A 22,464-nucleotide genomic window follows, 5' to 3' on the forward strand; every position below is an offset into this window, starting at 1 on the left:
TCGACATATGGAGGCAAATTATGTATGAATTATTAATTTTAGGAATTTTAAGAACTAGAAATATGACTGGTTATAAATTAGGCCAGGTCTTGGAAAGCAGTTTAGTTCCACGGCGAGAAATCTCTAATGGAGTTATGTATCCTTTATTAAGCCGGTTAGAAAACCATGGTTATATTGAATTTATTGAAAAACAAGATGATTTGCGAAAGAAAAAAATGGCTCAAATCACACAAGCTGGTATTGAACGGTTTCAAGAATTGATGATGATGCCGATTCCAATGGATGCAAAACGCGAATCCGTGTTTCGATTCAAGTTTCGGGGAATGGATGGAGTAGATTCAGAAGCACAATGGCAAATTCTGTTAGATTATGAAAATGCTAATCAAACTGATTTGAATATCTATCAAAGTGTTCAGCAACATCTTAAAACTAAGTTACAGGAACCAGATAGCGATCATAATTCATTAACATGGGGCATTCGTTCTCTTGAATTAAGCCTTAAAATTTGTCAGACAAAACAAGCGTGGATTGACAAATGTCGGGCACAAATGAAACAGAAAAAGGAAGTAAATGATGACTAAAAAAACAAACACAAAACAATGGATCGCGTTGGCAGCAATGAGTTTAGGGGTCTTCATGGGATTGCTAGATGTAACAGTTGTCAATGTGGCGTTACCCACAATGGTTAAGGATTTTCACACCACCTTTACTAATTTGCAATGGGTATTAAATGCTTATACCTTGGTTTATGCGGTAACTTTATTAATTATGTCTAAGCTGGGTGACATGTATGGACGGAAAAAAATCTTTTTGGGGTCATTGGTACTCTTCGTCCTAGCTTCGGCGGTCAACGGAATGGCATCAAGTTTACTCATCTTGGATATTGGTCGCGGTGTTCAAGCAATTGGTGGTGCCGGAATGATGTCTTTATCCATGGCATTAGTGGCTTCTAACTTTGACGGCCGTGATCGTGGTTTAGCATTAGGAATTTTGGGTTCCGTTATTGGTGTGTCATCAGCCTCAGGACCATTAATCGGTGGTTATTTGGTGGAGCATTTTAGTTGGCCCGCAATTTTTTATGTGAATGTACCTGTGGGAATTATTGCCGTTATTTTGACCGTCATTTATGTTAACGAAACGCCGAGTTATGGTAAAAATCAGAAAATTGATTTGTGGGGGATGCTTTTATCAGCTGCAGGGTTATTTGCAATTATTTACGGTTTGATTGTTAAGGAAAGCAATCCACATCTATCCTGGATAAATATTGACGTAAGTGGTTATTTAATTGGTGGCGTACTTATCTTAGTTGGTTTTGTGATTGCAGAAATGCATGTCACAGATCCGATGGTAAATATCAAAATGTTTAAAAAACCACACTTTATTGGAACGATCATTGTCGCTTTTGCACTTGGTGCCGGAATTTATTCGTATAATACGTTTTTGACAGCTTTGATGCAAAATTATATTGGTTATTCGGCCATTCAAACAGGTATTCGACAATTAACGATTAGCTCGTGGTCCTTAATTTTAGGACCAATCGTCGGTATCTTGAGTGCAAGATATTCAAAAAAATGGATGATCAGTATTAGTCTATTTCTTGGTGGAATTGGATTCCTAATGATGGCACATGTCATTAGTCCAACGGTAAGTTTTGCCGAACTCTGGCCAGGAATGGTTTTGATGGGAATTACCAACGGAATGGTCAATCCATTGTTGAATACAACTGGTATGGAAGGTGTGATTCCAAGTGAAATGGGCATGGCTTCTGGTCTGTTAAATGTTTTTCGTCAACTTGGTACGACGGTTGGTGTGGTTGGATTAGGTTTAATTCAAGATACGCAATATGAAACCTACTTAAACGGACATCTAGGCTCAATCAATATGCCGGCAGCCGCATTAACTGGTTTGAAAAAAGCCTTAATTGAAGCTGGACCATTTTCAGGACATGGAATAGCTTTTTCAACCCGTGTGCAACAAAGTGATTTTGCGCAAGAATTTCAACGAGTGGTTGTTAATGCCTATGATAAGGGAATGAGTGCCGTTGCCCTAACTGCAGCACTTGTTGTAATTATAGGGGGTATTGGTGCCACACTACTATTGAAGAATCACGTTGAATCAACTGAAATTCCGATCAAAGAAGATTAACCAATTTGAAACAAAATAAGAGTGGCATAATGGGTCTGAAATTTGAACGGCCTGTTTAGCCATTTTTTTTAGATAAGTATTATAAGTGGCTGATGTATAATTAAATCAATTAATTAAATGTCTAGTGGATAAGAAAAGAGGGTTATCAATGGAGCTACGCTTATTACGTTACTTTTGGACCGTAGCTGATCTCGGTAATATTTCTCAAGCAGCTGAACAACTACATATTACCCAACCTACATTAAGCAGACAGATTCGTGAATTGGAAACGGAATTAGGGTCACCATTGTTTACCCGCGAAAAAAATCATTTGGAATTAACTGAAGCTGGTTTATTTTTAAAAAGTCGGGCGAGTGAAATTTTAGATTTAACCCAAGCTACGCAACAAGCATTTGTGGATCGACGCCGACAATTATTTAGCGGTCATATCCGGATTGGATGTGTTGAAGCTGACAATTCAGACACCATGGCGATGATGCTTGAAGAATTTATTCGTGATTACCCAGAAGTCACTTTTACTGTTTTAACGGGAACCAGTGATGATATTATTGATCGTCTGGATAAAGGCTTAGTTGATCTGGCTATTTTGTTGGAACCGATTAATACAGATAAATATCATACCTTAACGTTGCCGCGAACAGAACGTTGGGGACTATTAGTTGCACAGGACTCGTTTTTGGCAACTAAGCAGGCCATTACTCCTGATGATTTGAGTGGAATTCCGCTCATGATGGGGGCTCGTTCCGAAATTCATCAATTGCTTTCAAATTGGACGGGTGAACCGAATGACAATTTAAATGTGATTGGCTATTTTAATTTACATTATAATATTTTACCGCTAGTAGAACGTCAAATTGCCGCCGCGTTGGTCATCGAAGGCGCAACGATTGATAGCAATATTCGCAAGATTAAATTTGTTCCTCTACAACCAGAAATGAAAACGAATTGCGTATTGGCATGGCGGAAAAATCGTGTTTTATCGCCAGTAGTTTCCGAATTAGTGAAACGATTTAAGCAAGCATTTGCAAAATAAGTTGCTAGGAGAAAATGATGATAAAAGATAAAGAACTACATTTTACAGACATTGTTTCCGGTGAAACATTCGAAAATTGTGTGTTTCTGAAAGCTAATGACTTAATTCGAATTTCGGAAGTTAGCTTCATAGATTGTACTTTTGAACAAAGTGACTTTACTAGTAGTGAGTGGCTGGATTGCACGTTTAAACGGGTAAATTTCGTTAATTGTCATTTTGAAAAAAGCATCGTGTATCGAACTAAGTTTTTGACCTGTAATCTATTAGGAGTTGATTTCTCCACTAATAGTTGGAAAAACAATCAAATCACTGATTGTCGGGTTGATTATGCTAATTTTAGCGATTCTAAATTGATTAAATGTGTGGTAAAAGATTCCAGTTTTAAAGAGACTTATTTTCGCTATGTGGAATTCAAAACGGGATTTACGGCAACTCATTGTAACTTTGATGGTGTAAGTTTTTTAGGATCAAAATTGGCAAAAGTAGATTTATCTACAAGTGAGTTTGAAACTTTAGAAGTATTTTCAGAAGATTTAGAAGGCATAATTATCAATCAATTTCAGGCCAGTACGTTGATTGGCGTGCTGGGTGTGATTGTTAAATAGCACGAAAAAGTTAAGGTTGGAATATTTCCCAACCTTTTTTTGCTGTCTATCCATGCCTTCAAAGCATGAATGCCGTTCATTTAAGCATTAGACGCAACGTAAGAGGGGATGTAACATAATCTCTGTAATCAAGAGGACATAACTGATGAATGGAGATGGATTGAGATGTCGACTATTGTTTATTTTTCTCATCAAGGAGAAACTTTGTTAGAAGGTCGGTATCAACAAGTCTCGTTTGGCAATACGGAAGTTGTGGCAAAAACGATTGCGAAGAAGCTCGATTATGATTTGATAAAGTTAATTCCAGAAGAGCCATATGCGATAGATTATCAAACGACTCTCGCACGGGCAAAATTAGAATTGCAGGATGATAGTTTACCCGAGATTTCATCAGTCAAACACAATTTTCAAGCTGATGATGAAATCTTTCTAGGTTACCCTATTTGGTGGGGAACTTTACCGATGGTGATTAAAACTTTTTTGAAGCAGGTAGATCTTAGTGGGAAAAAACTATATCCGTTTTGTACACATGAAGGGAGCGGCTTTGGTCGTAGTTTACAAGATCTAGGTAAGTTATTACCAGAAACTGAAATTCAAAAAGGCTTGGCAATTCGTGGATCACGCGTGACCTGTGCACAATGCGCGGTTGATAATTGGTTATGTCAGAAGATTCAAACAAATAAATTGGGAGGTCATGAAAATGGCAATAAAAGATAAGGTAATTGTAATTACAGGAGCTTCAAGTGGTATCGGTGAGGCAACCGCCAAACTAGTAGCCAAAAATGGCGCAAAGGTAGTGTTAGGTGCGCGTCGTGAAGCACGTTTACAAGAAATTGTGAAAGACATTGAAGCTGATGGTGGTCAAGCCGCATACAGTGTGACGGATGTGCGCAATCCGGATGAAGTTCAGGCCTTAGTTGATTTAGCAAAATCAAAGTTTAGTGGTTTAGACGTTATCTTCAATAATGCTGGTATTATGCCTAATTCTCCGATTAGTGAACTACGTACTAAGGATTGGAATGACATGGTTGATATCAACCTTAAGGGTGTTTTGAATGGCGTTGCCGCAGTTATGCCAACCTTCACTAGTCAAAAACATGGACAGATTATCACCACCTCATCTGTAGCTGGAATTAAGAGTTTCACAGGTGCTGGAGTTTATGGTGCAACAAAGTTTGCCGTTCGTAATCTAATGGAAGTTCTTCGAATGGAAAGTGCTCAAGAAGGAACCAATATCCGAACGGTTTCACTTTATCCAGCGGCAATCAACACCGAATTATTAGGTTCAATTACTGATCAAAAGGTTGCTAACGATATGGGTGAGTTCTACAAACAAGTGGGTATTACACCAGATTCAGTGGCTCGCGTTGTGAACTTTGCGATTGATCAACCTGAATCAGTGAATGTAAATGAATTTACAATTTACCCGACAAAGCAAGCCTAAATGCTTGCCTTGGAGTAAACTCTAAGGTTTAAGATGTTCGATGGGTACTATAATTAAGGAGGAAATTTATAATGGCAAAGAATGAAGAAGCAGTTAAAAATGGTCTTTTCAAAATGGGCGACAAAAATGTGGCTTTTCAACAATTTTTCCAAGGTCAAAGTTATTTGAATAATTTGGTTGGTGAAAAAGATATTAATGTGGGTGTTGGTAATGTCACCTTTGAACCAGGTTGTCGAAATAACTGGCATATTCATCACAATGGTTACCAAATTTTGTTGGTAACTGGCGGTGAAGGCTGGTATCAAGAAGAAGGCAAACCAGCACGCAAATTGCACCCTGGCGATGTGGTTGTCACACATGATGGCGTTAAACATTGGCATGGGGCTACCAAAGATAGCTGGTTCTCGCATGTAGCCATTACTGCTGGTACACCAGAATGGTTAGAACCAGTTTCTGACGAAGAATATAACGCATTGGAGGACTAGAGATGGCTAAAAAACAAACTGCAGGACGTGATAATTTAGGTGATTTTGCACCTAAGTTTGCGGAATTAAATGACGATGTTTTATTTGGTGAAGTTTGGTCTCGAGAAGATAAATTATCTGCACGAGATCGTAGTATGATTACGTGTGCAGCATTGATGGGACAAGGATTGTTTCCACAATTAGAATCACATATGAAACTTGCTAAACAAAATGGCGTCACCAAAGATGAAATGGTGGAACTTATTACGCATCTTGCCTTTTATGCAGGTTGGCCAAAGGCATGGTCAGCATTTGGATTGGCAAAGAAAATTTATGCCGACTAAATTAATGAAGGCCTAGGGAATCCTAAGCCTTTTTTGTATTGTTTTCAGAGAAGGAGAAAATATGACAGAATATACGGATCAGTATTTTGAAGGTGAACGCTCATTGTTTGCTGAAAAAGATGCAACTATTGTGCGGACTACTTTTGGTGAGGGTGAATCGCCACTAAAAGAAAGTCATAATATTGAAATGAAAGATTCTATTTTTAAGTGGAAATATCCTTTATGGTACAGCAAACATGTTAAGGTTGATCATACGATTTTTGAAACAATGTCACGTTCGGGAATTTGGTATACGGATGATATTGCCATTACTAATAGCACCCTACAAGCACCGAAGTTGTTTCGTCGTAGTCACCACATTTCATTGAAGAATGATCATTTCTCTGATGCGGAAGAGACATTGTGGAACTGTTCTGATATTCGGATTGAAAATGTTCAGGCTAATGGAAATTATTTTGCCATGAACAGCGATAATATTTATGTAGATCATTTAGATTTAATCGGTAACTATGCCTTTGATGGTGCCAAAAATGTTGAGGTACATAATTCTACATTGGTCAGCAAAGATGCCTTTTGGAATTGTGAAAACGTCACAGTTTATGATTCGGTAATTAACGGTGAGTATTTAGCGTGGAATACCAAAAATATTACCTTAGTAAACTGTACGATAGAAAGCGATCAAGGATTGTGTTACATCGATCATTTGGTGATGAAGAATTGTCGATTACTGGAAACTGATCTGGCCTTTGAGTACTGTCGTGATATTGATGCTGACATTCATTCTAATATCGCCAGTGTAAAAAATCCGATCAGTGGTACAATTCATGCAGAGTCAATTGGTGAGGTGATTTTAGATCCCACTAAGATTGATCCAGATCAAACAACGATCGTGACAAATAAAGGTATTTCCAAAAAGGGGTCAGCATAAATGGGTGAATTTGATCAATTAATTTCACGCCGAGGCACAGATTCTATCAAGTGGCACGTTAAAGATGGCGAATTACCAATGTGGATTGCGGATATGGATTTTAAAACAGCACCAGCGATCTTGAAAGCCATGCGTAAAAAAGTAGATTTTGGTGTTTTTGGTTATGAGGAACCACAAGCGGATTACTTTAATGCCGTAGCTAGTTGGTATGAAACGGAACATCATGCACGGCCGAAAACGGATTGGATGCTGTACTGTACAGGTGTGGTACCGGCCATTTCTTCTGTTGTGCAACGAGTGAGTCATGTTGGTGATAACGTGGTTGTTCAGGCACCGGTGTATGATATTTTCTATCATTCGATTGAAAATAATGGACGCCATGTCTTATCTAGCGATTTGGTTTATGATCAGCAAACTCACAGTTACGCGATTGATTTTGTGGATTTAGAAAAGAAGTTAGCTGAACCATTAACCACGCTAATGATTTTGTGCAATCCGCATAATCCAATTGGCAAAGCATGGTCGCGGGATGACTTGATTCAAATTAGTGCTCTATGCAAAAAACATCATGTGATTTTATTGAGTGATGAAATTCATGGGGATTTGGTCTTTGGGGAACCCACGTATACACCGCTGTTCTCATTACCGAATGATTTGATTCAACATACTATTACGACCGTTTCACCAAGTAAAAGTTTTAACGTGGCCGCTTTACATGCGGCAACAGTCATTGTCCCCAATGAAAACTTGCGTGAATCGGTGAGTCGTGGTATTAACAACGACGAACTGGGTGAACCTAATCTATTGGCGATTCCAGCGACCATTGCAGCGTATACGCAAAGTGCGGATTGGCTGCATGCCTTAAAAGCTAAACTGGTTGAAAATCGGAAAGTTGTGGATCAGTTTGTTTCAGATGAATTATCTGAAGTTCAATTGGTGTCAGAAAACGCGACTTATTTACTCTGGTTTGATGTCAGTCAGATCACTGATGATGCTGAAAATTTAACCAAATTTATTCGCGAACAAACCGGGCTATTTCTATCAGACGGAACGGTTTATCGTGGTAATGGGCGTTATTTCTTACGAATGAACATTGCTTGTCCAACTGAGATGGTTGAAGATGGACTGCAAAGATTGAAACAAGGCATTACAAAATTTGAAGCACAAAAATAAAAAATGAATCAATTCTGAATTTCAGGATTGGTTCATTTTTTGTCTAGCGGGGATGAATTTCATCCTGCAAGTTGCCATTCTTTTTATAAACTTTGACAGCAGCATCTTTATTTCGCACAATTTCACGAGCGCGTTTAAGGGCTGCTTCTTTAGTAGAAAAACTTTCACTAGCATGCTTGGCTCCGTCAGCTTCAACTTGCCACTTATCATTTTCGTAATAAACTAATTCGTTGGCATTTAGTAAACGGGAATGTCTCTGGTCTGTTTTATGTGGATCATGTTTTGTGGGATTGGACTCAGCTTTGAACTTGGCCATTTCTTTAGAACTTGCGTTAGCATACCAGCGTTCGGCTTGTTTCATGGCAATTGGAATAGCACGATCATCTGGATAACCATCAGCAAGTAAGGCGTTGGCAATGTCCACGGCCTTTTTGCGTTCGAGTTCTTTCATATTTCTCATTGAATCGGGGTAATCTTGCATATCCCAAGGCATCGGAAGACCTCCTCAAACTTTTAAACAGTGACTAGCTATAGTTACTATTATATAGGTGACAAACTGAAGTTTAAAAATGTTTGCTCAGAAAAAACAGACATTTTATTTTTCAAAACTGAACTTCAATTCTGTTACTAAATCTAGAATTAAAAGGCTCAATAATGGAGACATACAGTATTTTGCAAGTCTCGCAAACACAGACAGAAAAGATGAGTTATCTGAAATGTTTGGTGCTAATATAACAGTTGAAAAGAAGGCCTTCTTTTTATGTTGATAAAAGATGAAAGTAACTAGTTAGATATATTGGATGATTTTTTGATTTAGGGGGATGACTATAATGAATATTGAAAAATTAATGGGGGTTGTATTTTTATTGGTCGCGGTTTGGCAATTTTATGCATTTGCTCGTGGTTTTAAGACTTTACGTACTAAATCAAACAAGAGTACAACAGCTTTTTCAATTGCTGGTACTTGGTATGGGTTGCTCTTTGGTATACTTTTTCTTGGGTTTGGTATGACTTTAGTATTAAATGGATTTTAAACAAAAATATTAATTCAAAAATAGCTGAGAGTTGTAATCTGATTCTCAGCTGTTTTAACTATTGTAGCGTAAAACTTTGAAGATTAAATTCAGAGTATGATTGACCTAACAAATTATTGGAGACGGCAGAGATGAATTCAGAAAATGTAATGGGTCTTATATTTATTTTACTAGCCATTTGGCAATTCAATGCTTTTGGTAAAGCATTTAAGGAATTTCGAAAACACGCAAATAGAAGCACTACTGTTTTTTCCATTTACGGATTTTGGTCAGGACTACTTTATGCATTAATATTTTTAGGGTTTGGAATTGCCCTTATGTTTAACGAGTTAACGGCATTGCTCAGTGGATTATAGTTATTTGTGATTCATTTAATTTTGATTTATAGTTTTCTTTAGTGAATCGCGACCGAAAACTACAATCATGAGACCAAGAGTCATTAATAAAATAAGAGTAAACTTTCCCAGCATAAAGCCTGCAACATAACCCACTTCACCGTTTGATATTTTAGATATGAAATTGTAATTAGCAAAATTTAGGATAACGTGTACGAAAAAAATAAGAATGAAACTCAAGCTGATTTTAATTGCGTATCGAGGATGTTGCAGTTTTTTCCAATTATCATAATAAGACATAAAAATTATGATGTTTATAGCAAGTAGTACGGGAATCAATAGAAAATGAATCCCCGCAATTCTGAAGAATTCCACGTAGCTTAAAAGCCACATAATGAAGTTCAAAATATACGCGCGTTTGGCAACTGTGCGAATCTGAAGACTCTTTTTTTCTTGTTCTTTATAGTAACTTAATACACGATCATCTCGCAGCAACAAATCTAGTGAAACACCGTACAGATCACTTAGTTTCACAAAACTATTGACGTCAGGATAACTACGACCGTTCTCCCAACCAGAGATGGTTTTTCGTGAAACATGTAACGTTTCTGCTACTTGGGCTTGTGTTAAGGATTTATTTATACGGCACTGTTTCAACTTATCTGATATTTCCATTCTATAATCTCCCTAACATTAGTTTACTACATAATAGAAAAAGTCAATAAAAGATACAGTGCATGTGTTGTCTTAATTTATAAGCCACCTATGTCTTGATTACTCAGCTTGAAAGATTCGTTTTTCTGTTTAAAGTTAAAAGTATTTAAAGTAATTTGAAAAATTAAACAATTGAGGGTGAGTTATAAATTGATTTTTTTCGAAGTACCGATGAAGTACCGATAACAAGATTTTTGGTAGTGGGGGAGTAATCTGATAAAGTTGGTAATTCGGACAAAGAAATAGAGACAAGTTAATTAATGATTGAAATTATTGAAATATTAGTAAGTTTATTTGAATTTTAGGCATTCTACAAAGGTGTAAAAGAAGTTAAACTTTCTAGCAACAAAATAAGTACAACCTATACAATGTTTGCGTTATGGCTGGGTTTATTATTTGGCGTTGCGGTATTGTTACTTTCAATTGCGGCTTTATTAGGAGATTGAAGTTCAATTATAGCTTGATTTTAGCTTGAAAATGCGAATTCTTCTAAACGTTATCTGTGGGCTAAACAGTGAGCTAGAAATTACAAAACTAATCAGAGTCCGTAGTAAAGATTAGTTTTGTAAAACATTTACATTTATTAAGTAAATTTTTGGGGAGAATTTATGAAACGATTAAAGTTGAAGATCATACTGGCTATTCTCTTATATGCGTTAGTAGTCCTAGGAACCTTTACAGATATAGCTTATCCGATTCCGACAATTGTGATGTATATATTGGTGTTTGTGTTTGGAACAGTAGTTGTGTTGAGGGAATCTAATCGAATTTACAAATATTCACTTTATCCTGCCCTAACATACGCAATTACACAGGTGCTTTTAATTATGTACGAGCCTCAACAGATGAGTATGGTATTTGATAATCTTTATTTTTTATTGCTTATGTTTCTATACAGTTTATTTTTAGGATTCCATAAAAGAAAATAGTGAGTTTTCAATTTGAGATAGTCATAAGAAGTTGCATTGAGGTAGTTAATATGAATAAACAACAAAAAATACAGGGTGATCTAAATATATTTAGAACGCGATTGGGAATGTTAGAAAATACCAATGAAAAACAAAGAGCAATAGAAGCTACCAATGATTTCTTAGGCGCAATTTCTAAACACGAGGTGAGTGATCTTGTCCTCAATGCTAAGGGGAAGATGTTTATTAAAGAAATCACTATTTTAAGAGGTATTTCTACGCATAAAATTGATTTGGATACTCAATCTGTTGCTTTATTTGAAGAGATTCGTGATTTGATTCCAGCAGCTTATAACGAAGTGAATACTATATTTATGCCCTGGGGATGAGTTAAAGATAGAGGGTAACCAAGTTACAATATATTAACACAACTATGCAATGTAAAATCTAGGTTAAAAATGTAGAGATTTTTTTAAAAAAATAAAAAACAAATTTTAATTTACAGTTTAATTAGGTTGAAGGAATAAGTGTTTTGCTTAATGTTGAAATAATGGGGATATATTATGAAAAATTATAAGGAGCTTGACGTTACAAAATTACAGAAAATTTTTGGCAGCATTAAATGGCATTCTGAACTTGTTGATGGGTTAAAATGTACAAAAGGCGGACTGAGCAAGAAAAAATGTCATGTTAAAGTAGGCCGAGCCGGCAACCAAACTAATAGCCAGGAGACTAAAGCATTGATTAGTGATGGTCAAAGATAATGGGAGCCCCAGTTAATCAAGAAATTATTTCAAAATTAATTACTTTTAAAAAAGCGCTAGCTGTACAAAAATCATCTGAAAGTGTTCAGAAAGCTGTTAATTTAACAACTATTGAAATTAATGAGTTGAATAATTCAAAATTAAATAATAGAAATATCTCTATTTCGGCAGAAAAATATATGCAACAAATAAATCTTTTGATTGGTTTTCATGGACTTAATTTGAATAAAAATGCTGAGGATGCTTGGAATGATTTTAAACTATTAGTACCACGTAGAAGATCGTTCATTAATGAAATGTCCTTTCATTTTTAAATTGTGGTGTTGTACATTTAAAAGTTTAGTTCTGAGCATTTTGAATTAGATCAGTTTTATGTTAGGTACTGCAACTCAGATAGTTGAAGGATTCAGCCTGAAATTTGTTTGACTTACGAATAAATATGCTTATTTAGCTTGTGATTATAAATTCATGTTTTGAAAGCTGTAACGTTTGAACAGTTTTATTTGATGTTTTCATAATTATGTAACGCATCTCTGAAGAAAATAATTATTGTTAGACTAAAACTTATGAGAGAATTTAAAATAAGTCTACCTAACATCATGCCTGTTATAAAATTAATATCGTTATTATTCATTTGGTATACAAAGCCTGAGCTTAGTAGATTCAGTAAAACATTTATTCCAAAAATAATTATGAAACTAAAAGTAACCGTAAGACGATAAGCGTTGTTGCTAAATTTGTACCAGTTTTCATAATGAGAAATAAAAATTGCTATGTTAATAAGGAGAAATAAAGGTATAAGTAAAGAATGAAGACCGGCAATTCTGAAAAGCTCTATATAACTAAGTCCAAGCATTACGATATTAAAAACGTAAGAATATTTAGCTATCTTGTGAATTTGAATATTTCTCTTATTCTGCTTTTTATAATATTTTAATACCTTGTCATCACGTAACAAAGAATCGAGTGAAACTTTGTATAGATCACTTAATTGCACAAAACTATTTACATCTGGATAACTGCGATCATTTTCCCATCCGGAAACTGTTTTTCGTGATACATGTAGAATTTTTGCCACTTGTGACTGTGTTAAAGAATTGCTCAATCGACATTTTTTTAGTTTTTTAGATATTTTCAATCAAAAATCCCTCCCAAAAATTGGTAACGTTGTTACGGTTTAGAATCACTAAATTAGTATACTATAAACTTTTTAAACAATACGTTTTTGTTTAGTATACAACAACCAAACTCAGTAGGCTCAGCAAACAGAGATCTTGTAAGATCATCAACATATAAGCATGGTATTTGCTAAACTATATTTTTAATTGATTACATTTCTGTCTAGTTGATTTTTAAGATTTCATAGAAAAAAACAGCAAGTTTTCAATTTGAAATAGTCATAAGAAATTGAACTGGGGTAATTAATATGAATGGATAACTGAAAATACAAGGTGACCTAAATATATTTAGAACGCGATTGGGAATGTTAGAAAATACCAATGAAAAACAAAGAGTACTAGAAGCTACCAATAATTTTTTTGGATGCAATTTCTAAACATGATGTGATTGATTTTATTCTAACTACTAAAGACGATGAGTTTATTAAAGAAATCACTATTTTAAGAAGTATTTCTACGCATAAAATTGATTTGGATACTCAATCAACTGCATTGTTTGAAGAAATTTGTGAGTTGATTCTTCAAAATCGAACAAATATACTTGTTTAGTTGGTGATTGTAAATTGAATTTTAAAATTTCGGTTATAGTTGATAATTCAATATTATGAATTTTGAGTAAGGGTGAGCTAAATAAAAGACAAAAACATTTCATGTCAGGTTGGGGCGTAACTCAGATAAAATACCAACATACAGATCGATATTAACAAATATTTGATACGCAGCGTAATACACACGACCAGTACGTATTCTATGTCCAAAGTAAAACAAAGACGTTCTCCGCAAGGAACGTCTTTGTTAAGTATATTATTAAAATATATTTAAGCCATGCAACCAATCACCAATCTGGTCAAAAACGGTTGGCGCGTATTTGGTATAGCGTCGTTGTAGTGATTTTATGAGCATCAATAAAATAGTCGCTAAAATAACAAATGGTAACAAGTTTATCGGGGCGAACATGATAGCCATCAAGCTTCCCACCAATAACGGTGATTCCAAGATAGCAGAACTTACACCTATTGCCACCATGACCATCACGAAAGTTCGATCTAAGTTTGGTAGTAGTTGACTTATAGCTAATCCTTGAATGGTTGCTGAGAAGAGCACAGGAAAAATATCGCCACCAACCCAACCTGTATTAAGTGCAATGGTTAACAATAATAATTTAGCAAATGAAATAGCGGTTAAATACAGTACCGAGTGACCAACTCAATTGGTTGTAAACAGATGAAAATTATGCTGGCCAGAAAACAAAATTTCGGGTGCTAAGAGGCTGGATACGTAAATAGCAAGTCCGCCAAGCGTAATCAATGCCACTTCATGAAAAATCCGAGACTGAATGACCTTTCGAATTTCAATCATCACTTTTAGGTATACATGACCAACTGCGTAACTCACCAGTAAAATCAGTAACATCCAACCGAGTTTTTCATAATGCCAGTTGGAATCGCCAATTCGAATAATCAGCGAGGGCTCTCCAAAGAGGTTATAAACAATGGAAAATCCTAAAACACCGTTTAAAAAGTAAACGACCTTGGTCATCTTCTTATTTAAAAAAATCCCACGATGTTCAGGAGAATCCTCACGGTGAATTCGGTACTGATGTGGTATCAGTAGGACTCGTAATACCATGAGCCAACTTGATTTTTTTAGTTTCGCATAATTAGCTTCAACGTATCTCAATTTGTCACCAATCCAAATACCATATAGCACGGTAGAGCTCACTAATGTTGCCTCTGGTCCTAAACTAGTTCCGCTGACCAAGATGATTGCCGGAATCACCATTTGCGCCAGTAAAGTGTGATAGTTGGCTGTTCCTTTTTGTCGAATTTCAGCCATGACATTACTAAAGTTACGTGGTAGTTGACCAAAATGCTTGCGTGTTAAGAAGATCACAATACCGATTACTAGTAAAATGATGGCATTAGTTACAGGGCGGGAAAAAGCGTCGACATTTTTATGCCAAAAGAATTCAATTAGAAAGCTCTGTAACACGTAGAATAAGCCCACAATAAACCCTGCTATGACACTTAGACCCAATCCATACATAAAAATTAGAAATTTTTTTCGCATAAGTTGTACCTCTCTAAAAATAAAAAGTCCATTGTCCATTTAAACATAGATTGGCTGAAAAAAATAGGTCATCAGCGATTAGCAATAGTATGTGGTCAATCATTGATTAATATGAATCTAGAACATTTTTTAGATTTATAGGTTTGTGAATCAAAAACACCCTATAAATTTCAAGACTTTTGCGTCTACAATTTACAGAGTGTAGTCATCGTTAGCGGGCGCACATCAAACGGTTAAACGTGTCGATAAATACGTGTGCCAAGCAAGTAAGAAATGAGGGTAATTGCAACGATCCAAGCTAACGCGATCCAACCATGATTGCCGATTGGCTGAGCAGTTAATAATTGGCGAATAGCTTGAATAATGTGGGTAACTGGCTGATTTTCGGCAAAAACTTGAATGACTTTGGGCATGCCGGTTACCGGAACAAACGCAGAACTGATGAACAGCAAAATTAGGACCAGATAGGAAAAGGCACTAGCGCCATCGACACTTTTCGCCGCTAAAGCAAAAGGCACTGATAGCCAAGTGATGGCAAGCGCAAAACCCATCAAGATTAGAATGGCTAGTCCCCATTCTGCAAAGTTTGCCTGACTTCGGAAACCAATTAAAAATCCAACTAGGAGGACAATTAAGGTAGAAGTCATCATAAAAATGACCGAGGCGACAGCTTGACCGTTTAAAACGGCCGATTTGGAAATTGGCAAGGATTTGAAACGATCAAACATACCTGACAACTTGTCCGTATTGATTCGCAAAGCAGTATAGGCTGATCCTGTTGCGATGGTCATCAATAAAATTCCGGGCAACACATAATTCACATATTCTGCATGGCTAACACCAGGAATTTCGATGGATCCACCAAATAAATAGACCATTAAAAGTAACAGCATGATGGGCATTAAAATAACGGTGATGATGGTATCCAGGCTACGTAAATTGTGCTTAATTAAGCGACCAGCTAAGGTAAAAGTGTCCGTTATAAAAGTCATAATGAAGCTCCTTTCGTCAATTTCAGGAAAACATCATCCAGGGTAGGTGAAGTTACCTGAAAAGTGTTTGGTTCAATTTCATTTGTGGAGAGAAGATGCAGTATTTTTAAAACACTCTGCATACTGTCGGGTAATTCTACATTGATAGAAACTTCATCAATAAGTTGGACTTTAAAATCAGTTAAGAGTGTTTGAGCTTGTGCTAATTGTTCAGAAGTTAGAAAAATTAGTTGTAATTTTTCGGAACCAGCAAGATGTTTCATTTCGCTAGGAGTGCCAGTAGCAATGATTTTTCCTTCACCTAAAAAGCCAATTTTATCTGCTAATTGATCTGCCTCTTCTAGGTATTGGGTGGTTAGGAAAATGGTTTTTCCTTGCGATTTAAGCTCACGAATAGTTTGCCATAAATCATTCCTACTGCTTGGATCTAAGCCGGTGGTTGGTTCATCTAAAAATAAAATCTCAGGATTGCCAACTAGGCTCATCGCTAAATCCAAACGTCGCCGCATTCCTCCCGAGTAATCAGCCACTCTTTTTTTGGCAGCATCGGTTAATTTGAATTGGGCTAATAAATCTAATGCGAGTTGCTTAGGATGAGCAACATGCCGCAGTTTGGCGATTAGAACCAAGTTCTCATATCCGGTTAGGATGTCATCGACAGAAGATGTCTGGGCACTAAAACTAAACAACTGTTGAACTTGGTGTAAATCTTTGGTGACGGTCAAATTGTTTACCAAAACATTTCCTTGATCGCTGTCTAATAAACCGGTAATAATTTTTAAAAGCGTACTTTTTCCGGCTCCGTTAGCACCCAAAAGGGCATAAATACTGCCCGGTTGAACTTCAATTGAAACTGAATCTAAAACCAATTGCTTTTTAAAACGCTTTTTAATATTTTTTACTTCAATTATGGGGGTCATGATAAGTCCCTCCTTATTTTTTATAGGAATCGCGTAGCTTTTGACGCTGTTTGTCCATCCAGGTTTCCTCTGGATATTCCCTTAATAAATTGTCTGCAAAGGCGGCAATATCGTCTCCAACAACCGCTTGAATTGGCTCACCGTCAGCTACTGCAGCTTCAAACATGTCAAGAATTGAATAAAGTAGCCCCATCATGCCATCTCCTTTGGCCCAATTCCAAAGATACTTTTCTAAGGCTAGCATGGTGTGACGATATTCCGGTGGTAAAGCTTCAATTCGTATTTTATATAGACGATATGCTTTCTTTTCCTGCCGTAATTTTTTTAAATACTTAAACATGATGATCCTCCTTTAAGTGATTCATTTGGGCCGTCAAAAATGTCCAGTGTTTCCAAAACAAAGTCAATCTTTGCTGACCAGTATCATTAAGCTGATAAAATTTACGTGCTGGTCCCAGTGACGATTTCTTTTTTTCGACGGTCACTAATTGATGCTTTTCTAGTCGCATTAAAATGGTATAAACTGTGCCTTCGACCACATCTTCAAAACCGTGATCATTAAGATTCTTCGTGATTTCATAACCATAAGTTTCACCCTCACTAATGATTTGAAGCACAATACCTTCTAGCACGCCTTTAAGCATTTCGGTTGAAATTTTCATAAGTTCCTCCCACTACTTAGTCTTAAATAGTACTGCTACATAGTAAAACATAGTAGTCGATCTGTCAAGAATTGAGATTAAAAAAGGAAATTTGAATTTAAATCATTCAAATTCCCTATATTTTCATAGTTACTTACTTGATACGGCGATGTACTAGTTGCCAGGTAATCCCGAATCTGTCCGTTACCCAAGTTGCTTTATCGAACTGTTGAATAGCTTCGGGCCCCATAAGCACAATACCCTCTTGAGCAAGTTGGTTAAAAACTTGGTCAAATTCGTCTGTGTCAGTAAATTCAATATATTGTGACGTCTGCCAACTGGCCGGTGGTGCTTGTTCTTCTGTGAAATCGAGTGCGTAAAATGGTTCACCCATGATTGTGAAGTCAGCGGTAAGAATTTTACCGATAAGATCAGGGGCATCATGGCTATAATAGGTCAAATTGATCAATTTGCTATTGGGAAAAGTTTGAACGTAAAAGTTTACCGCAGCCTCTGCCGTACCAGGAAAACTAAAAAATGAGATGGGACGATTTTGTTTCATAAGTGTCAACTCCTAAATTGACCTGTATTTTGTATGGTCAGTTTATCATGAAAAGGCTTTCGTATAAATTTCTTTGCCCATGATAAGACTCTGAATAGCTTTATCGGTATTCTGATTTTATTTATCAAGTCCCTATTCGTTAAGATAAATACATTCAATAAAGTATGTAGTTAAAAGGATAGGAGTCTAGCCAAATGAAACAAATTATTCAAAAAAACTTTAATGGAATTGATAATCTTGAAATTGTCGAGACAACAAATATAAAAAAATCACCTTTTTCGGCAATTATTAAAACGAAATATATTTCAATATTGCCTTGGGATTGGATGGGTGAGGAAGGGCGTTTACAAGGGATTCATCCAGTGCAGCTGCCAACAACGATTGGGTATAGTTTTTCGGGAATTGTTCAAGAAGTCGGTAGTTTAAGAAATCAAAAATTAGTTGGACAAGCAGTTTTTGGGGCCAATCCAGGTGGTACAGCGAGTGAAGTGATTAATTCACAAATTCCACCAATTATATTTCCGGTTCCCAAAGGCGTTTCGTTACCTCAAGCCGCAACCATTATTGGTGGCGCGGATACTGCCTGGCATGCAATTAATGATATTTTGCATGTTAGCACGAATGATCATGTTTTGATTATTGGTGCTTCGGGCGGTGTTGGTGAATATTTAGTTCAACTAGCTAAGCTTCAACATGCCACAATAACTGGAATGGCATCAAAAGAAAGCCAAAAATTTGTCCAAAAATTAGGAATAGATGAATTTATTGCTTATGATGAAAATTTACATGTGTCGTTAAAAACGCTGGGGAATATAACTAAGATTATTGATGCAGTGGGAGATGGAGAAATTTTGACTGAGGTATTACAAAGATTGAATGATGTTGAAGTACCATCGTTATCGCAAACAAGTTTTACAGCACCTAAAATCAATCAACATTTTCAGTTTAGTAATGGCCGTATCGCGTTAAAGAATTATTCATATTTAGCTAGTTTAATAGAAAATGGCGAGTTAACGGCCTACGTACACCGCATTTTTTCTTTTGAAGAGGTTGTAAAAGCACAAAAAATGACTAAGATGGGTCACTCACAAGGCAGAAGTCTACTTTCTTTTAATGAAGACTAGCAAGTGAATAGAGTTCGGTGTTAAAAATTTCACTAAGTGACTGTGCTTTTTGAGCAGTCAGTTTAGCCTCCTGGGAATGCTTCAGAGAGGTTAAGAAAACAGATTGTAATAAGAATAGATCAGCTAACATGAAATGAGAATTATGTGCTGTAATATAAGTTACGCCGCGATTGATGACCTGCAAGCCAAGTTCAAATTCAGTGTTTTGATATAAACAGTAAGCATACAAGTAAAAAATTGAATTAAGATTGTCATTTGGGGCTACGATTCTGTCGTGTTCAATGTCAGCTAGACAACTTAAGAATGTGAGATTTGCACTTGCCCGGTCTTCATGAAGGTAGTTAATAAAAGCACCGGCGGCTCTGATTAAGAGCTCCAGAGTTGTTGGAGTTGTATGGTTGTCTGTATATGAATTCGCAAGGTTTAAATTGTATAAGGCGTCATGTTTATTATGACTGGTTTGATAGGTTGCAATGCCAAGATAGTAGTAATAAGTTTGCCAGTCTGAATTAGTAATTAATTGATCCGTAATTTTGTTTTGTAGCAAATAAATTTTCATCTCAAGATAATGATGTGCATTACACAACTGGATAATCGTCTGATTGAAATCGGAATTTTGGCTAATGGTTGGATATGGGTGGAGCAGTGTTTTTTCAAGGCTCAAGTTTAGACGCTCGCAAAGTTGCGCAAATAAGATAACATTTGGAATATAGGTGTTATTCTCAATACTACTTAGCATAGATTGAGAACAAATACCGCTAGCTAATTGTTGTTGTGTCATTTTTTGGCGTTTACGCTCGTTCTTTATTCGGGCACCTAACTCTGTGTTTGTATTTTCCATAATTCACCTTACCGTAATTTTTATTAATTTTAATATATGAGTAGTTTAACTAAAAAACAATTGAAAGGACTCGATTTAAATGAATTTATTAGCAATTACGATTCAAGAATCATTAATCACCAAAATTCTTTCTGGATTATTATTAATTTGGGGAATTCGAGCATTAGTGATTATTGGAGTTTTGTCGTTTCTGTATTTGCAGGTTAGTAAACACTGTCATTCATGAAAAAATATTAATCTAGTCATGAAAGCTTTAATCACCTATAATATATCTAATTATAGGAGAGAGGGCGCATATGATGTTTGCTTATCAAGTTAATGGCGATTTAAGTTTAGCATTACCTAATCCAGAGAAAGATGCGGAAAAACTTTTTGCGTCAATTGAGGATAGTCGTGAATCCATGCAAAAATGGTTGCCTTGGGTGAAAGATGTTCAATCTGTTGAAGACGAATTAAAATTTTTAAAACACGTCAATGTAAATTTTGGAAAAGGTGAGTCCCTAAACGTTGCAATTTGGTGGAAACAGCAACCAGTAGGCATGATTAGCTTTAATCACATCAAGAAGGCTAATATGAGTGCAGATATTGGTTATTGGTTGGCAAGAAAAGCGCGAGGACAGGGCGTGATGCACCAAGCATTATTGGGGATGGTGGACATTGGTTTTAAAGATTATGGGTTGAACCGGTTAGAAATCGAAGCTGCCGTGGGAAATGATGGTAGTAATCATGTTGCTCAAAAGGCTGGGTTTAAGTTGGATGGCACTTTGCGAGCCAATATTCGATTATTAGATGGCCAGTATCATGATCACAATTTATATTCTCTTTTACGAAGCGAATGGCACCAATTTTAAATTCTGAACTTCATAATTAACTAATTAAAGCAAAAAATGAAGTTAAATTAAGCTGAAAAGTAACGAAAATAATCGTTACTTTTTTTATTTGTTAATTATTGTGTGATGGTTTAACTTCAATTGAAGTTTGAAAAAGAATGATTCCAAAAAAATTAAGTTCAAAATAGGAGTAAAAAAACGCAACGGATGTAAACTGCTTAAACTGCTGTTAAATGGGGATGTGCAACTGCAAGTGACACTTGATGTAAAGTAGAAGTTGCGCTAATGTAAACTGCTTATTTGGGGAATGTAAACAATGCGTTGCTCTTTTATTTATGTCTCTTAGTCGAAATAGATAAGAAATAAAATCTTCAAAAGGACTGATATACTGGTATGTAACAGGTTTGTTGCTTTATTTGTTGGTCAAAGCTTCTCATACTATTAATTGTGCAAAGGAAGAGGGGATTCAAATGTCTTTAGGTGATTCGTTAAAGAATGCGCGAGTAAATAAAAATCTAACTCAAGAATCTGTTGCTAAAATATTGTTTGTGACAAGACAAACAGTTTCGCGGTGGGAACAAAACAAAACACTACCTAACATTTATGTTTTAAAAGACCTAAGTTCGCTTTATGGCTTGTCTTTGGATGAATTAATCTCTGAAACCAAAGCACAAATTAAGCATAATGAGGAGATTAGGCCAATGAATAAAATTAACTGGTTTGCATTATTTGGAGTGATTGCGTTTAACATAGTGTTATTTTCTTCGGGAGCCATCATCGTTGTTGCGATGCTCGGAGCACTTTGGGTAATTACGGGAGCCTTTATAATTTCACCGCTGTTATTAGTAATTGGATTAATTACTGGCACGCAGACCTATCCAGTTTTATCTACGCTGTTATGTGCTCTGATATTTATTATCGGGCTGAGTTTATATCCAATCGCAAAACGCGCAACCCATTATCTAATGACGTTTTTTGTGGGTTATGTAAGATATAATCGACGAACGATTTATAAATAGGAATCATCTTAAAAGCTGTTTTTGCTGAGAATCAAGTTAAGAAACAAAAGATGATGAATTTGACTCTACTGATGAATTGGCAATAGAAACGAGTAAAAATTGGAAGTCTTCTAAAGAAAAACAATATTATGTCTATATATTGTGTTCTTTATATTTAAGATAATACGCAAATACTGAATACTAAGAATAATTTTGGTTTTGCAACATAATATGTTGTATTATTGATTGTCTTCGATAATGCTGTTAGTATAATAGTTAATTGCACCCCACACACCTCTGCTTTGCTGCATGTGTCCCAAGTGGGGACTTTTTATTGGAAAAGGAATTTTAAAATAGTAACCAATTAGCACAACGATTCAACGCACTATATTTCGAAAATGAAACTAATTTATTTTA

General features: G+C 35.9%; 32 protein-coding genes. 21 read left to right on the forward strand and 11 right to left on the reverse strand.

Features of this window, described 5'->3' with window-relative positions:
* The first annotated feature begins 20 nt into the window (after positions 1-20).
* The 10 genes from IV87_RS02060 to IV87_RS02105 all read left to right on the forward strand — a co-directional run bounded on the left by IV87_RS02060 (position 21) and on the right by IV87_RS02105 (position 8,136).
* Positions 21-581, forward strand: coding sequence for a PadR family transcriptional regulator (locus IV87_RS02060; protein ID WP_057805243.1), 561 nt, complete (start codon positions 21-23; stop codon positions 579-581).
* Positions 574-2,145 carry an MFS transporter gene (locus IV87_RS02065; protein ID WP_057805244.1) on the forward strand — a complete coding sequence of 524 codons (1,572 nt, stop codon included), beginning with the start codon at positions 574-576 and terminating at the stop codon, positions 2,143-2,145. The genes IV87_RS02060 and IV87_RS02065 overlap by 8 nt, the downstream gene beginning before the upstream one ends.
* Before the next feature lie 148 nt (positions 2,146-2,293).
* Positions 2,294-3,178: a LysR family transcriptional regulator gene (locus tag IV87_RS02070; RefSeq protein WP_057805245.1), complete on the forward strand. Its 885-nt coding sequence runs from the start codon at positions 2,294-2,296 to the stop codon at positions 3,176-3,178.
* A gap of 17 nt (positions 3,179-3,195) precedes the next feature.
* Positions 3,196-3,783, forward strand: a complete 588-nt coding sequence (locus IV87_RS02075) for a pentapeptide repeat-containing protein (protein ID WP_057805246.1) — start codon at positions 3,196-3,198, stop codon at positions 3,781-3,783.
* Between the two features lie 165 nt (positions 3,784-3,948).
* Positions 3,949-4,500 (forward strand): flavodoxin, encoded by a 552-nt coding sequence (locus IV87_RS02080; RefSeq protein WP_057805247.1) that lies wholly within the window; start codon positions 3,949-3,951, stop codon positions 4,498-4,500.
* Positions 4,484-5,227 carry an SDR family oxidoreductase gene (locus tag IV87_RS02085; protein ID WP_057805248.1) on the forward strand — a complete coding sequence of 248 codons (744 nt, stop codon included), beginning with the start codon at positions 4,484-4,486 and terminating at the stop codon, positions 5,225-5,227. Before IV87_RS02080 ends, IV87_RS02085 begins: the two co-directional genes overlap by 17 nt.
* Before the next feature lie 71 nt (positions 5,228-5,298).
* A complete protein-coding gene (locus IV87_RS02090; protein ID WP_057805249.1) occupies positions 5,299-5,712 on the forward strand; it encodes a cupin domain-containing protein in 414 nt (137 codons plus the stop codon).
* Between the two features lie 2 nt (positions 5,713-5,714).
* Entirely contained in the window at positions 5,715-6,035 is a 321-nt protein-coding gene (locus tag IV87_RS02095; RefSeq protein WP_057805250.1) for a carboxymuconolactone decarboxylase family protein, read from the forward strand.
* A gap of 61 nt (positions 6,036-6,096) precedes the next feature.
* Entirely contained in the window at positions 6,097-6,963 is an 867-nt protein-coding gene (locus tag IV87_RS02100) for a DUF3737 family protein (protein WP_057805251.1), read from the forward strand.
* The gene (locus tag IV87_RS02105; protein ID WP_057805252.1) at positions 6,964-8,136 is read left to right on the forward strand and encodes a MalY/PatB family protein; all 1,173 of its coding nucleotides are present in this window, start codon (positions 6,964-6,966) and stop codon (positions 8,134-8,136) included.
* Positions 8,137-8,179: 43 nt separating this feature from the next.
* Here IV87_RS02105 and IV87_RS02110 read toward each other — a convergent pair whose 3' ends face one another.
* Positions 8,180-8,629 (reverse strand): DUF2188 domain-containing protein, encoded by a 450-nt coding sequence (locus tag IV87_RS02110; RefSeq protein ID WP_057805253.1) that lies wholly within the window; start codon positions 8,627-8,629, stop codon positions 8,180-8,182.
* 337 nt (positions 8,630-8,966) lie between these two features.
* On the opposite strand from IV87_RS02110, the gene IV87_RS02120 reads away from it, so the two are divergent.
* Positions 8,967-9,170: a hypothetical protein gene (locus tag IV87_RS02120; protein WP_057749836.1), complete on the forward strand. Its 204-nt coding sequence runs from the start codon at positions 8,967-8,969 to the stop codon at positions 9,168-9,170.
* Between the two features lie 131 nt (positions 9,171-9,301).
* A complete protein-coding gene (locus IV87_RS02125; protein WP_057749834.1) occupies positions 9,302-9,526 on the forward strand; it encodes a hypothetical protein in 225 nt (74 codons plus the stop codon).
* A gap of 15 nt (positions 9,527-9,541) precedes the next feature.
* Here the strand turns inward: IV87_RS02125 and IV87_RS02130 are convergent, their stop codons facing one another.
* Positions 9,542-10,180, reverse strand: a complete 639-nt coding sequence (locus IV87_RS02130; RefSeq protein ID WP_057749831.1) for a helix-turn-helix domain-containing protein — start codon at positions 10,178-10,180, stop codon at positions 9,542-9,544.
* Between the two features lie 647 nt (positions 10,181-10,827).
* Between IV87_RS02130 and IV87_RS02135 the strand changes: the two genes are divergently transcribed.
* The 4 genes from IV87_RS02135 to IV87_RS02150 all read left to right on the forward strand — a co-directional run bounded on the left by IV87_RS02135 (position 10,828) and on the right by IV87_RS02150 (position 12,205).
* Positions 10,828-11,148: a hypothetical protein gene (locus tag IV87_RS02135; protein ID WP_057805254.1), complete on the forward strand. Its 321-nt coding sequence runs from the start codon at positions 10,828-10,830 to the stop codon at positions 11,146-11,148.
* A 50-nt stretch (positions 11,149-11,198) separates the two neighbouring features.
* Entirely contained in the window at positions 11,199-11,516 is a 318-nt protein-coding gene (locus IV87_RS02140) for a hypothetical protein (protein ID WP_057805255.1), read from the forward strand.
* A gap of 174 nt (positions 11,517-11,690) precedes the next feature.
* On the forward strand, positions 11,691-11,891 hold the full coding sequence (locus IV87_RS02145) for a hypothetical protein (RefSeq protein WP_057749822.1): 201 nt from the start codon (positions 11,691-11,693) through the stop codon (positions 11,889-11,891).
* A complete protein-coding gene (locus IV87_RS02150; protein WP_057749819.1) occupies positions 11,891-12,205 on the forward strand; it encodes a hypothetical protein in 315 nt (104 codons plus the stop codon). The genes IV87_RS02145 and IV87_RS02150 overlap by 1 nt, the downstream gene beginning before the upstream one ends.
* 185 nt (positions 12,206-12,390) lie before the next feature.
* Here the strand turns inward: IV87_RS02150 and IV87_RS02155 are convergent, their stop codons facing one another.
* The gene (locus tag IV87_RS02155; protein ID WP_057805256.1) at positions 12,391-13,029 is read right to left on the reverse strand and encodes a helix-turn-helix domain-containing protein; all 639 of its coding nucleotides are present in this window, start codon (positions 13,027-13,029) and stop codon (positions 12,391-12,393) included.
* Between the two features lie 400 nt (positions 13,030-13,429).
* Here IV87_RS02155 and IV87_RS02160 point away from each other — a divergent pair, with 400 nt between their 5' ends.
* A complete protein-coding gene (locus IV87_RS02160) occupies positions 13,430-13,618 on the forward strand; it encodes a hypothetical protein (RefSeq protein WP_057805257.1) in 189 nt (62 codons plus the stop codon).
* Positions 13,619-13,876: 258 nt separating this feature from the next.
* Here IV87_RS02160 and IV87_RS02165 read toward each other — a convergent pair whose 3' ends face one another.
* The 7 genes from IV87_RS02165 to IV87_RS02195 form a co-directional block, all read right to left on the reverse strand.
* A complete protein-coding gene (locus IV87_RS02165) occupies positions 13,877-14,260 on the reverse strand; it encodes a voltage-gated chloride channel family protein (protein ID WP_338045692.1) in 384 nt (127 codons plus the stop codon).
* A 15-nt stretch (positions 14,261-14,275) separates the two neighbouring features.
* A complete protein-coding gene (locus IV87_RS02170) occupies positions 14,276-15,139 on the reverse strand; it encodes a voltage-gated chloride channel family protein (RefSeq protein WP_057805259.1) in 864 nt (287 codons plus the stop codon).
* Positions 15,140-15,372: 233 nt separating this feature from the next.
* Positions 15,373-16,131, reverse strand: a complete 759-nt coding sequence (locus IV87_RS02175; protein ID WP_057805260.1) for an ABC transporter permease — start codon at positions 16,129-16,131, stop codon at positions 15,373-15,375.
* Positions 16,128-17,051, reverse strand: coding sequence for an ABC transporter ATP-binding protein (locus IV87_RS02180; protein WP_057805261.1), 924 nt, complete (start codon positions 17,049-17,051; stop codon positions 16,128-16,130). The genes IV87_RS02175 and IV87_RS02180 overlap by 4 nt, the downstream gene beginning before the upstream one ends.
* A 13-nt stretch (positions 17,052-17,064) precedes the next feature.
* Positions 17,065-17,391, reverse strand: coding sequence for a DUF1048 domain-containing protein (locus IV87_RS02185; RefSeq protein ID WP_057805262.1), 327 nt, complete (start codon positions 17,389-17,391; stop codon positions 17,065-17,067).
* A complete protein-coding gene (locus tag IV87_RS02190) occupies positions 17,384-17,713 on the reverse strand; it encodes a PadR family transcriptional regulator (protein WP_057805263.1) in 330 nt (109 codons plus the stop codon). Before IV87_RS02190 ends, IV87_RS02185 begins: the two co-directional genes overlap by 8 nt.
* Before the next feature lie 133 nt (positions 17,714-17,846).
* Entirely contained in the window at positions 17,847-18,254 is a 408-nt protein-coding gene (locus IV87_RS02195) for a VOC family protein (protein WP_057805264.1), read from the reverse strand.
* A 194-nt stretch (positions 18,255-18,448) separates the two neighbouring features.
* Between IV87_RS02195 and IV87_RS11010 the strand changes: the two genes are divergently transcribed.
* Positions 18,449-19,378 carry an NADP-dependent oxidoreductase gene (locus IV87_RS11010; RefSeq protein WP_057805265.1) on the forward strand — a complete coding sequence of 310 codons (930 nt, stop codon included), beginning with the start codon at positions 18,449-18,451 and terminating at the stop codon, positions 19,376-19,378.
* Here IV87_RS11010 and IV87_RS02205 read toward each other — a convergent pair.
* Positions 19,365-20,219, reverse strand: coding sequence for a helix-turn-helix domain-containing protein (locus IV87_RS02205; RefSeq protein ID WP_057805266.1), 855 nt, complete (start codon positions 20,217-20,219; stop codon positions 19,365-19,367). The two genes, IV87_RS11010 and IV87_RS02205, sit on opposite strands and share 14 nt — an antisense overlap.
* Positions 20,220-20,298: 79 nt before the next feature.
* Here IV87_RS02205 and IV87_RS11015 point away from each other — a divergent pair, with 79 nt between their 5' ends.
* The 3 genes from IV87_RS11015 to IV87_RS02215 all read left to right on the forward strand — a co-directional run bounded on the left by IV87_RS11015 (position 20,299) and on the right by IV87_RS02215 (position 22,068).
* Positions 20,299-20,445: a hypothetical protein gene (locus tag IV87_RS11015; protein WP_156407366.1), complete on the forward strand. Its 147-nt coding sequence runs from the start codon at positions 20,299-20,301 to the stop codon at positions 20,443-20,445.
* 70 nt (positions 20,446-20,515) lie between these two features.
* Complete coding sequence (locus tag IV87_RS02210) at positions 20,516-21,070, forward strand: GNAT family N-acetyltransferase (protein WP_371862109.1); 555 nt, start codon at positions 20,516-20,518, stop codon at positions 21,068-21,070.
* Between the two features lie 449 nt (positions 21,071-21,519).
* Entirely contained in the window at positions 21,520-22,068 is a 549-nt protein-coding gene (locus IV87_RS02215) for a helix-turn-helix domain-containing protein (protein WP_057805267.1), read from the forward strand.
* Positions 22,069-22,464: the final 396 nt, after the last annotated feature.

Origin of the sequence: Pediococcus ethanolidurans (genome assembly GCF_001437405.1) — a bacterium.
Classification (GTDB): Bacteria; Bacillota; Bacilli; order Lactobacillales; family Lactobacillaceae; genus Pediococcus; species Pediococcus ethanolidurans.

What these genes read in the sequence shown, in the direction of transcription:
- IV87_RS02060 (WP_057805243.1), top strand. Translation starts at nt 21, where the DNA reads ATGTATGAATTATTAATTTTAGGAATTTTAAGAACTAGAAATATGACT.
- IV87_RS02065 (WP_057805244.1), top strand. Translation starts at nt 574, where the DNA reads ATGACTAAAAAAACAAACACAAAACAATGGATCGCGTTGGCAGCAATG.
- IV87_RS02070 (WP_057805245.1), top strand. Translation starts at nt 2,294, where the DNA reads ATGGAGCTACGCTTATTACGTTACTTTTGGACCGTAGCTGATCTCGGT.
- IV87_RS02075 (WP_057805246.1), top strand. Translation starts at nt 3,196, where the DNA reads ATGATAAAAGATAAAGAACTACATTTTACAGACATTGTTTCCGGTGAA.
- IV87_RS02080 (WP_057805247.1), top strand. Translation starts at nt 3,949, where the DNA reads ATGTCGACTATTGTTTATTTTTCTCATCAAGGAGAAACTTTGTTAGAA.
- IV87_RS02085 (WP_057805248.1), top strand. Translation starts at nt 4,484, where the DNA reads ATGGCAATAAAAGATAAGGTAATTGTAATTACAGGAGCTTCAAGTGGT.
- IV87_RS02090 (WP_057805249.1), top strand. Translation starts at nt 5,299, where the DNA reads ATGGCAAAGAATGAAGAAGCAGTTAAAAATGGTCTTTTCAAAATGGGC.
- IV87_RS02095 (WP_057805250.1), top strand. Translation starts at nt 5,715, where the DNA reads ATGGCTAAAAAACAAACTGCAGGACGTGATAATTTAGGTGATTTTGCA.
- IV87_RS02100 (WP_057805251.1), top strand. Translation starts at nt 6,097, where the DNA reads ATGACAGAATATACGGATCAGTATTTTGAAGGTGAACGCTCATTGTTT.
- IV87_RS02105 (WP_057805252.1), top strand. Translation starts at nt 6,964, where the DNA reads ATGGGTGAATTTGATCAATTAATTTCACGCCGAGGCACAGATTCTATC.
- IV87_RS02110 (WP_057805253.1), bottom strand. Translation starts at nt 8,629, where the DNA reads ATGCCTTGGGATATGCAAGATTACCCCGATTCAATGAGAAATATGAAA.
- IV87_RS02120 (WP_057749836.1), top strand. Translation starts at nt 8,967, where the DNA reads ATGAATATTGAAAAATTAATGGGGGTTGTATTTTTATTGGTCGCGGTT.
- IV87_RS02125 (WP_057749834.1), top strand. Translation starts at nt 9,302, where the DNA reads ATGAATTCAGAAAATGTAATGGGTCTTATATTTATTTTACTAGCCATT.
- IV87_RS02130 (WP_057749831.1), bottom strand. Translation starts at nt 10,180, where the DNA reads ATGGAAATATCAGATAAGTTGAAACAGTGCCGTATAAATAAATCCTTA.
- IV87_RS02135 (WP_057805254.1), top strand. Translation starts at nt 10,828, where the DNA reads ATGAAACGATTAAAGTTGAAGATCATACTGGCTATTCTCTTATATGCG.
- IV87_RS02140 (WP_057805255.1), top strand. Translation starts at nt 11,199, where the DNA reads ATGAATAAACAACAAAAAATACAGGGTGATCTAAATATATTTAGAACG.
- IV87_RS02145 (WP_057749822.1), top strand. Translation starts at nt 11,691, where the DNA reads ATGAAAAATTATAAGGAGCTTGACGTTACAAAATTACAGAAAATTTTT.
- IV87_RS02150 (WP_057749819.1), top strand. Translation starts at nt 11,891, where the DNA reads ATGGGAGCCCCAGTTAATCAAGAAATTATTTCAAAATTAATTACTTTT.
- IV87_RS02170 (WP_057805259.1), bottom strand. Translation starts at nt 15,139, where the DNA reads ATGCGAAAAAAATTTCTAATTTTTATGTATGGATTGGGTCTAAGTGTC.
- IV87_RS02175 (WP_057805260.1), bottom strand. Translation starts at nt 16,131, where the DNA reads ATGACTTTTATAACGGACACTTTTACCTTAGCTGGTCGCTTAATTAAG.
- IV87_RS02180 (WP_057805261.1), bottom strand. Translation starts at nt 17,051, where the DNA reads ATGACCCCCATAATTGAAGTAAAAAATATTAAAAAGCGTTTTAAAAAG.
- IV87_RS02185 (WP_057805262.1), bottom strand. Translation starts at nt 17,391, where the DNA reads ATGTTTAAGTATTTAAAAAAATTACGGCAGGAAAAGAAAGCATATCGT.
- IV87_RS02190 (WP_057805263.1), bottom strand. Translation starts at nt 17,713, where the DNA reads ATGAAAATTTCAACCGAAATGCTTAAAGGCGTGCTAGAAGGTATTGTG.
- IV87_RS02195 (WP_057805264.1), bottom strand. Translation starts at nt 18,254, where the DNA reads ATGAAACAAAATCGTCCCATCTCATTTTTTAGTTTTCCTGGTACGGCA.
- IV87_RS11010 (WP_057805265.1), top strand. Translation starts at nt 18,449, where the DNA reads ATGAAACAAATTATTCAAAAAAACTTTAATGGAATTGATAATCTTGAA.
- IV87_RS02205 (WP_057805266.1), bottom strand. Translation starts at nt 20,219, where the DNA reads ATGGAAAATACAAACACAGAGTTAGGTGCCCGAATAAAGAACGAGCGT.
- IV87_RS11015 (WP_156407366.1), top strand. Translation starts at nt 20,299, where the DNA reads ATGAATTTATTAGCAATTACGATTCAAGAATCATTAATCACCAAAATT.
- IV87_RS02210 (WP_371862109.1), top strand. Translation starts at nt 20,516, where the DNA reads ATGATGTTTGCTTATCAAGTTAATGGCGATTTAAGTTTAGCATTACCT.
- IV87_RS02215 (WP_057805267.1), top strand. Translation starts at nt 21,520, where the DNA reads ATGTCTTTAGGTGATTCGTTAAAGAATGCGCGAGTAAATAAAAATCTA.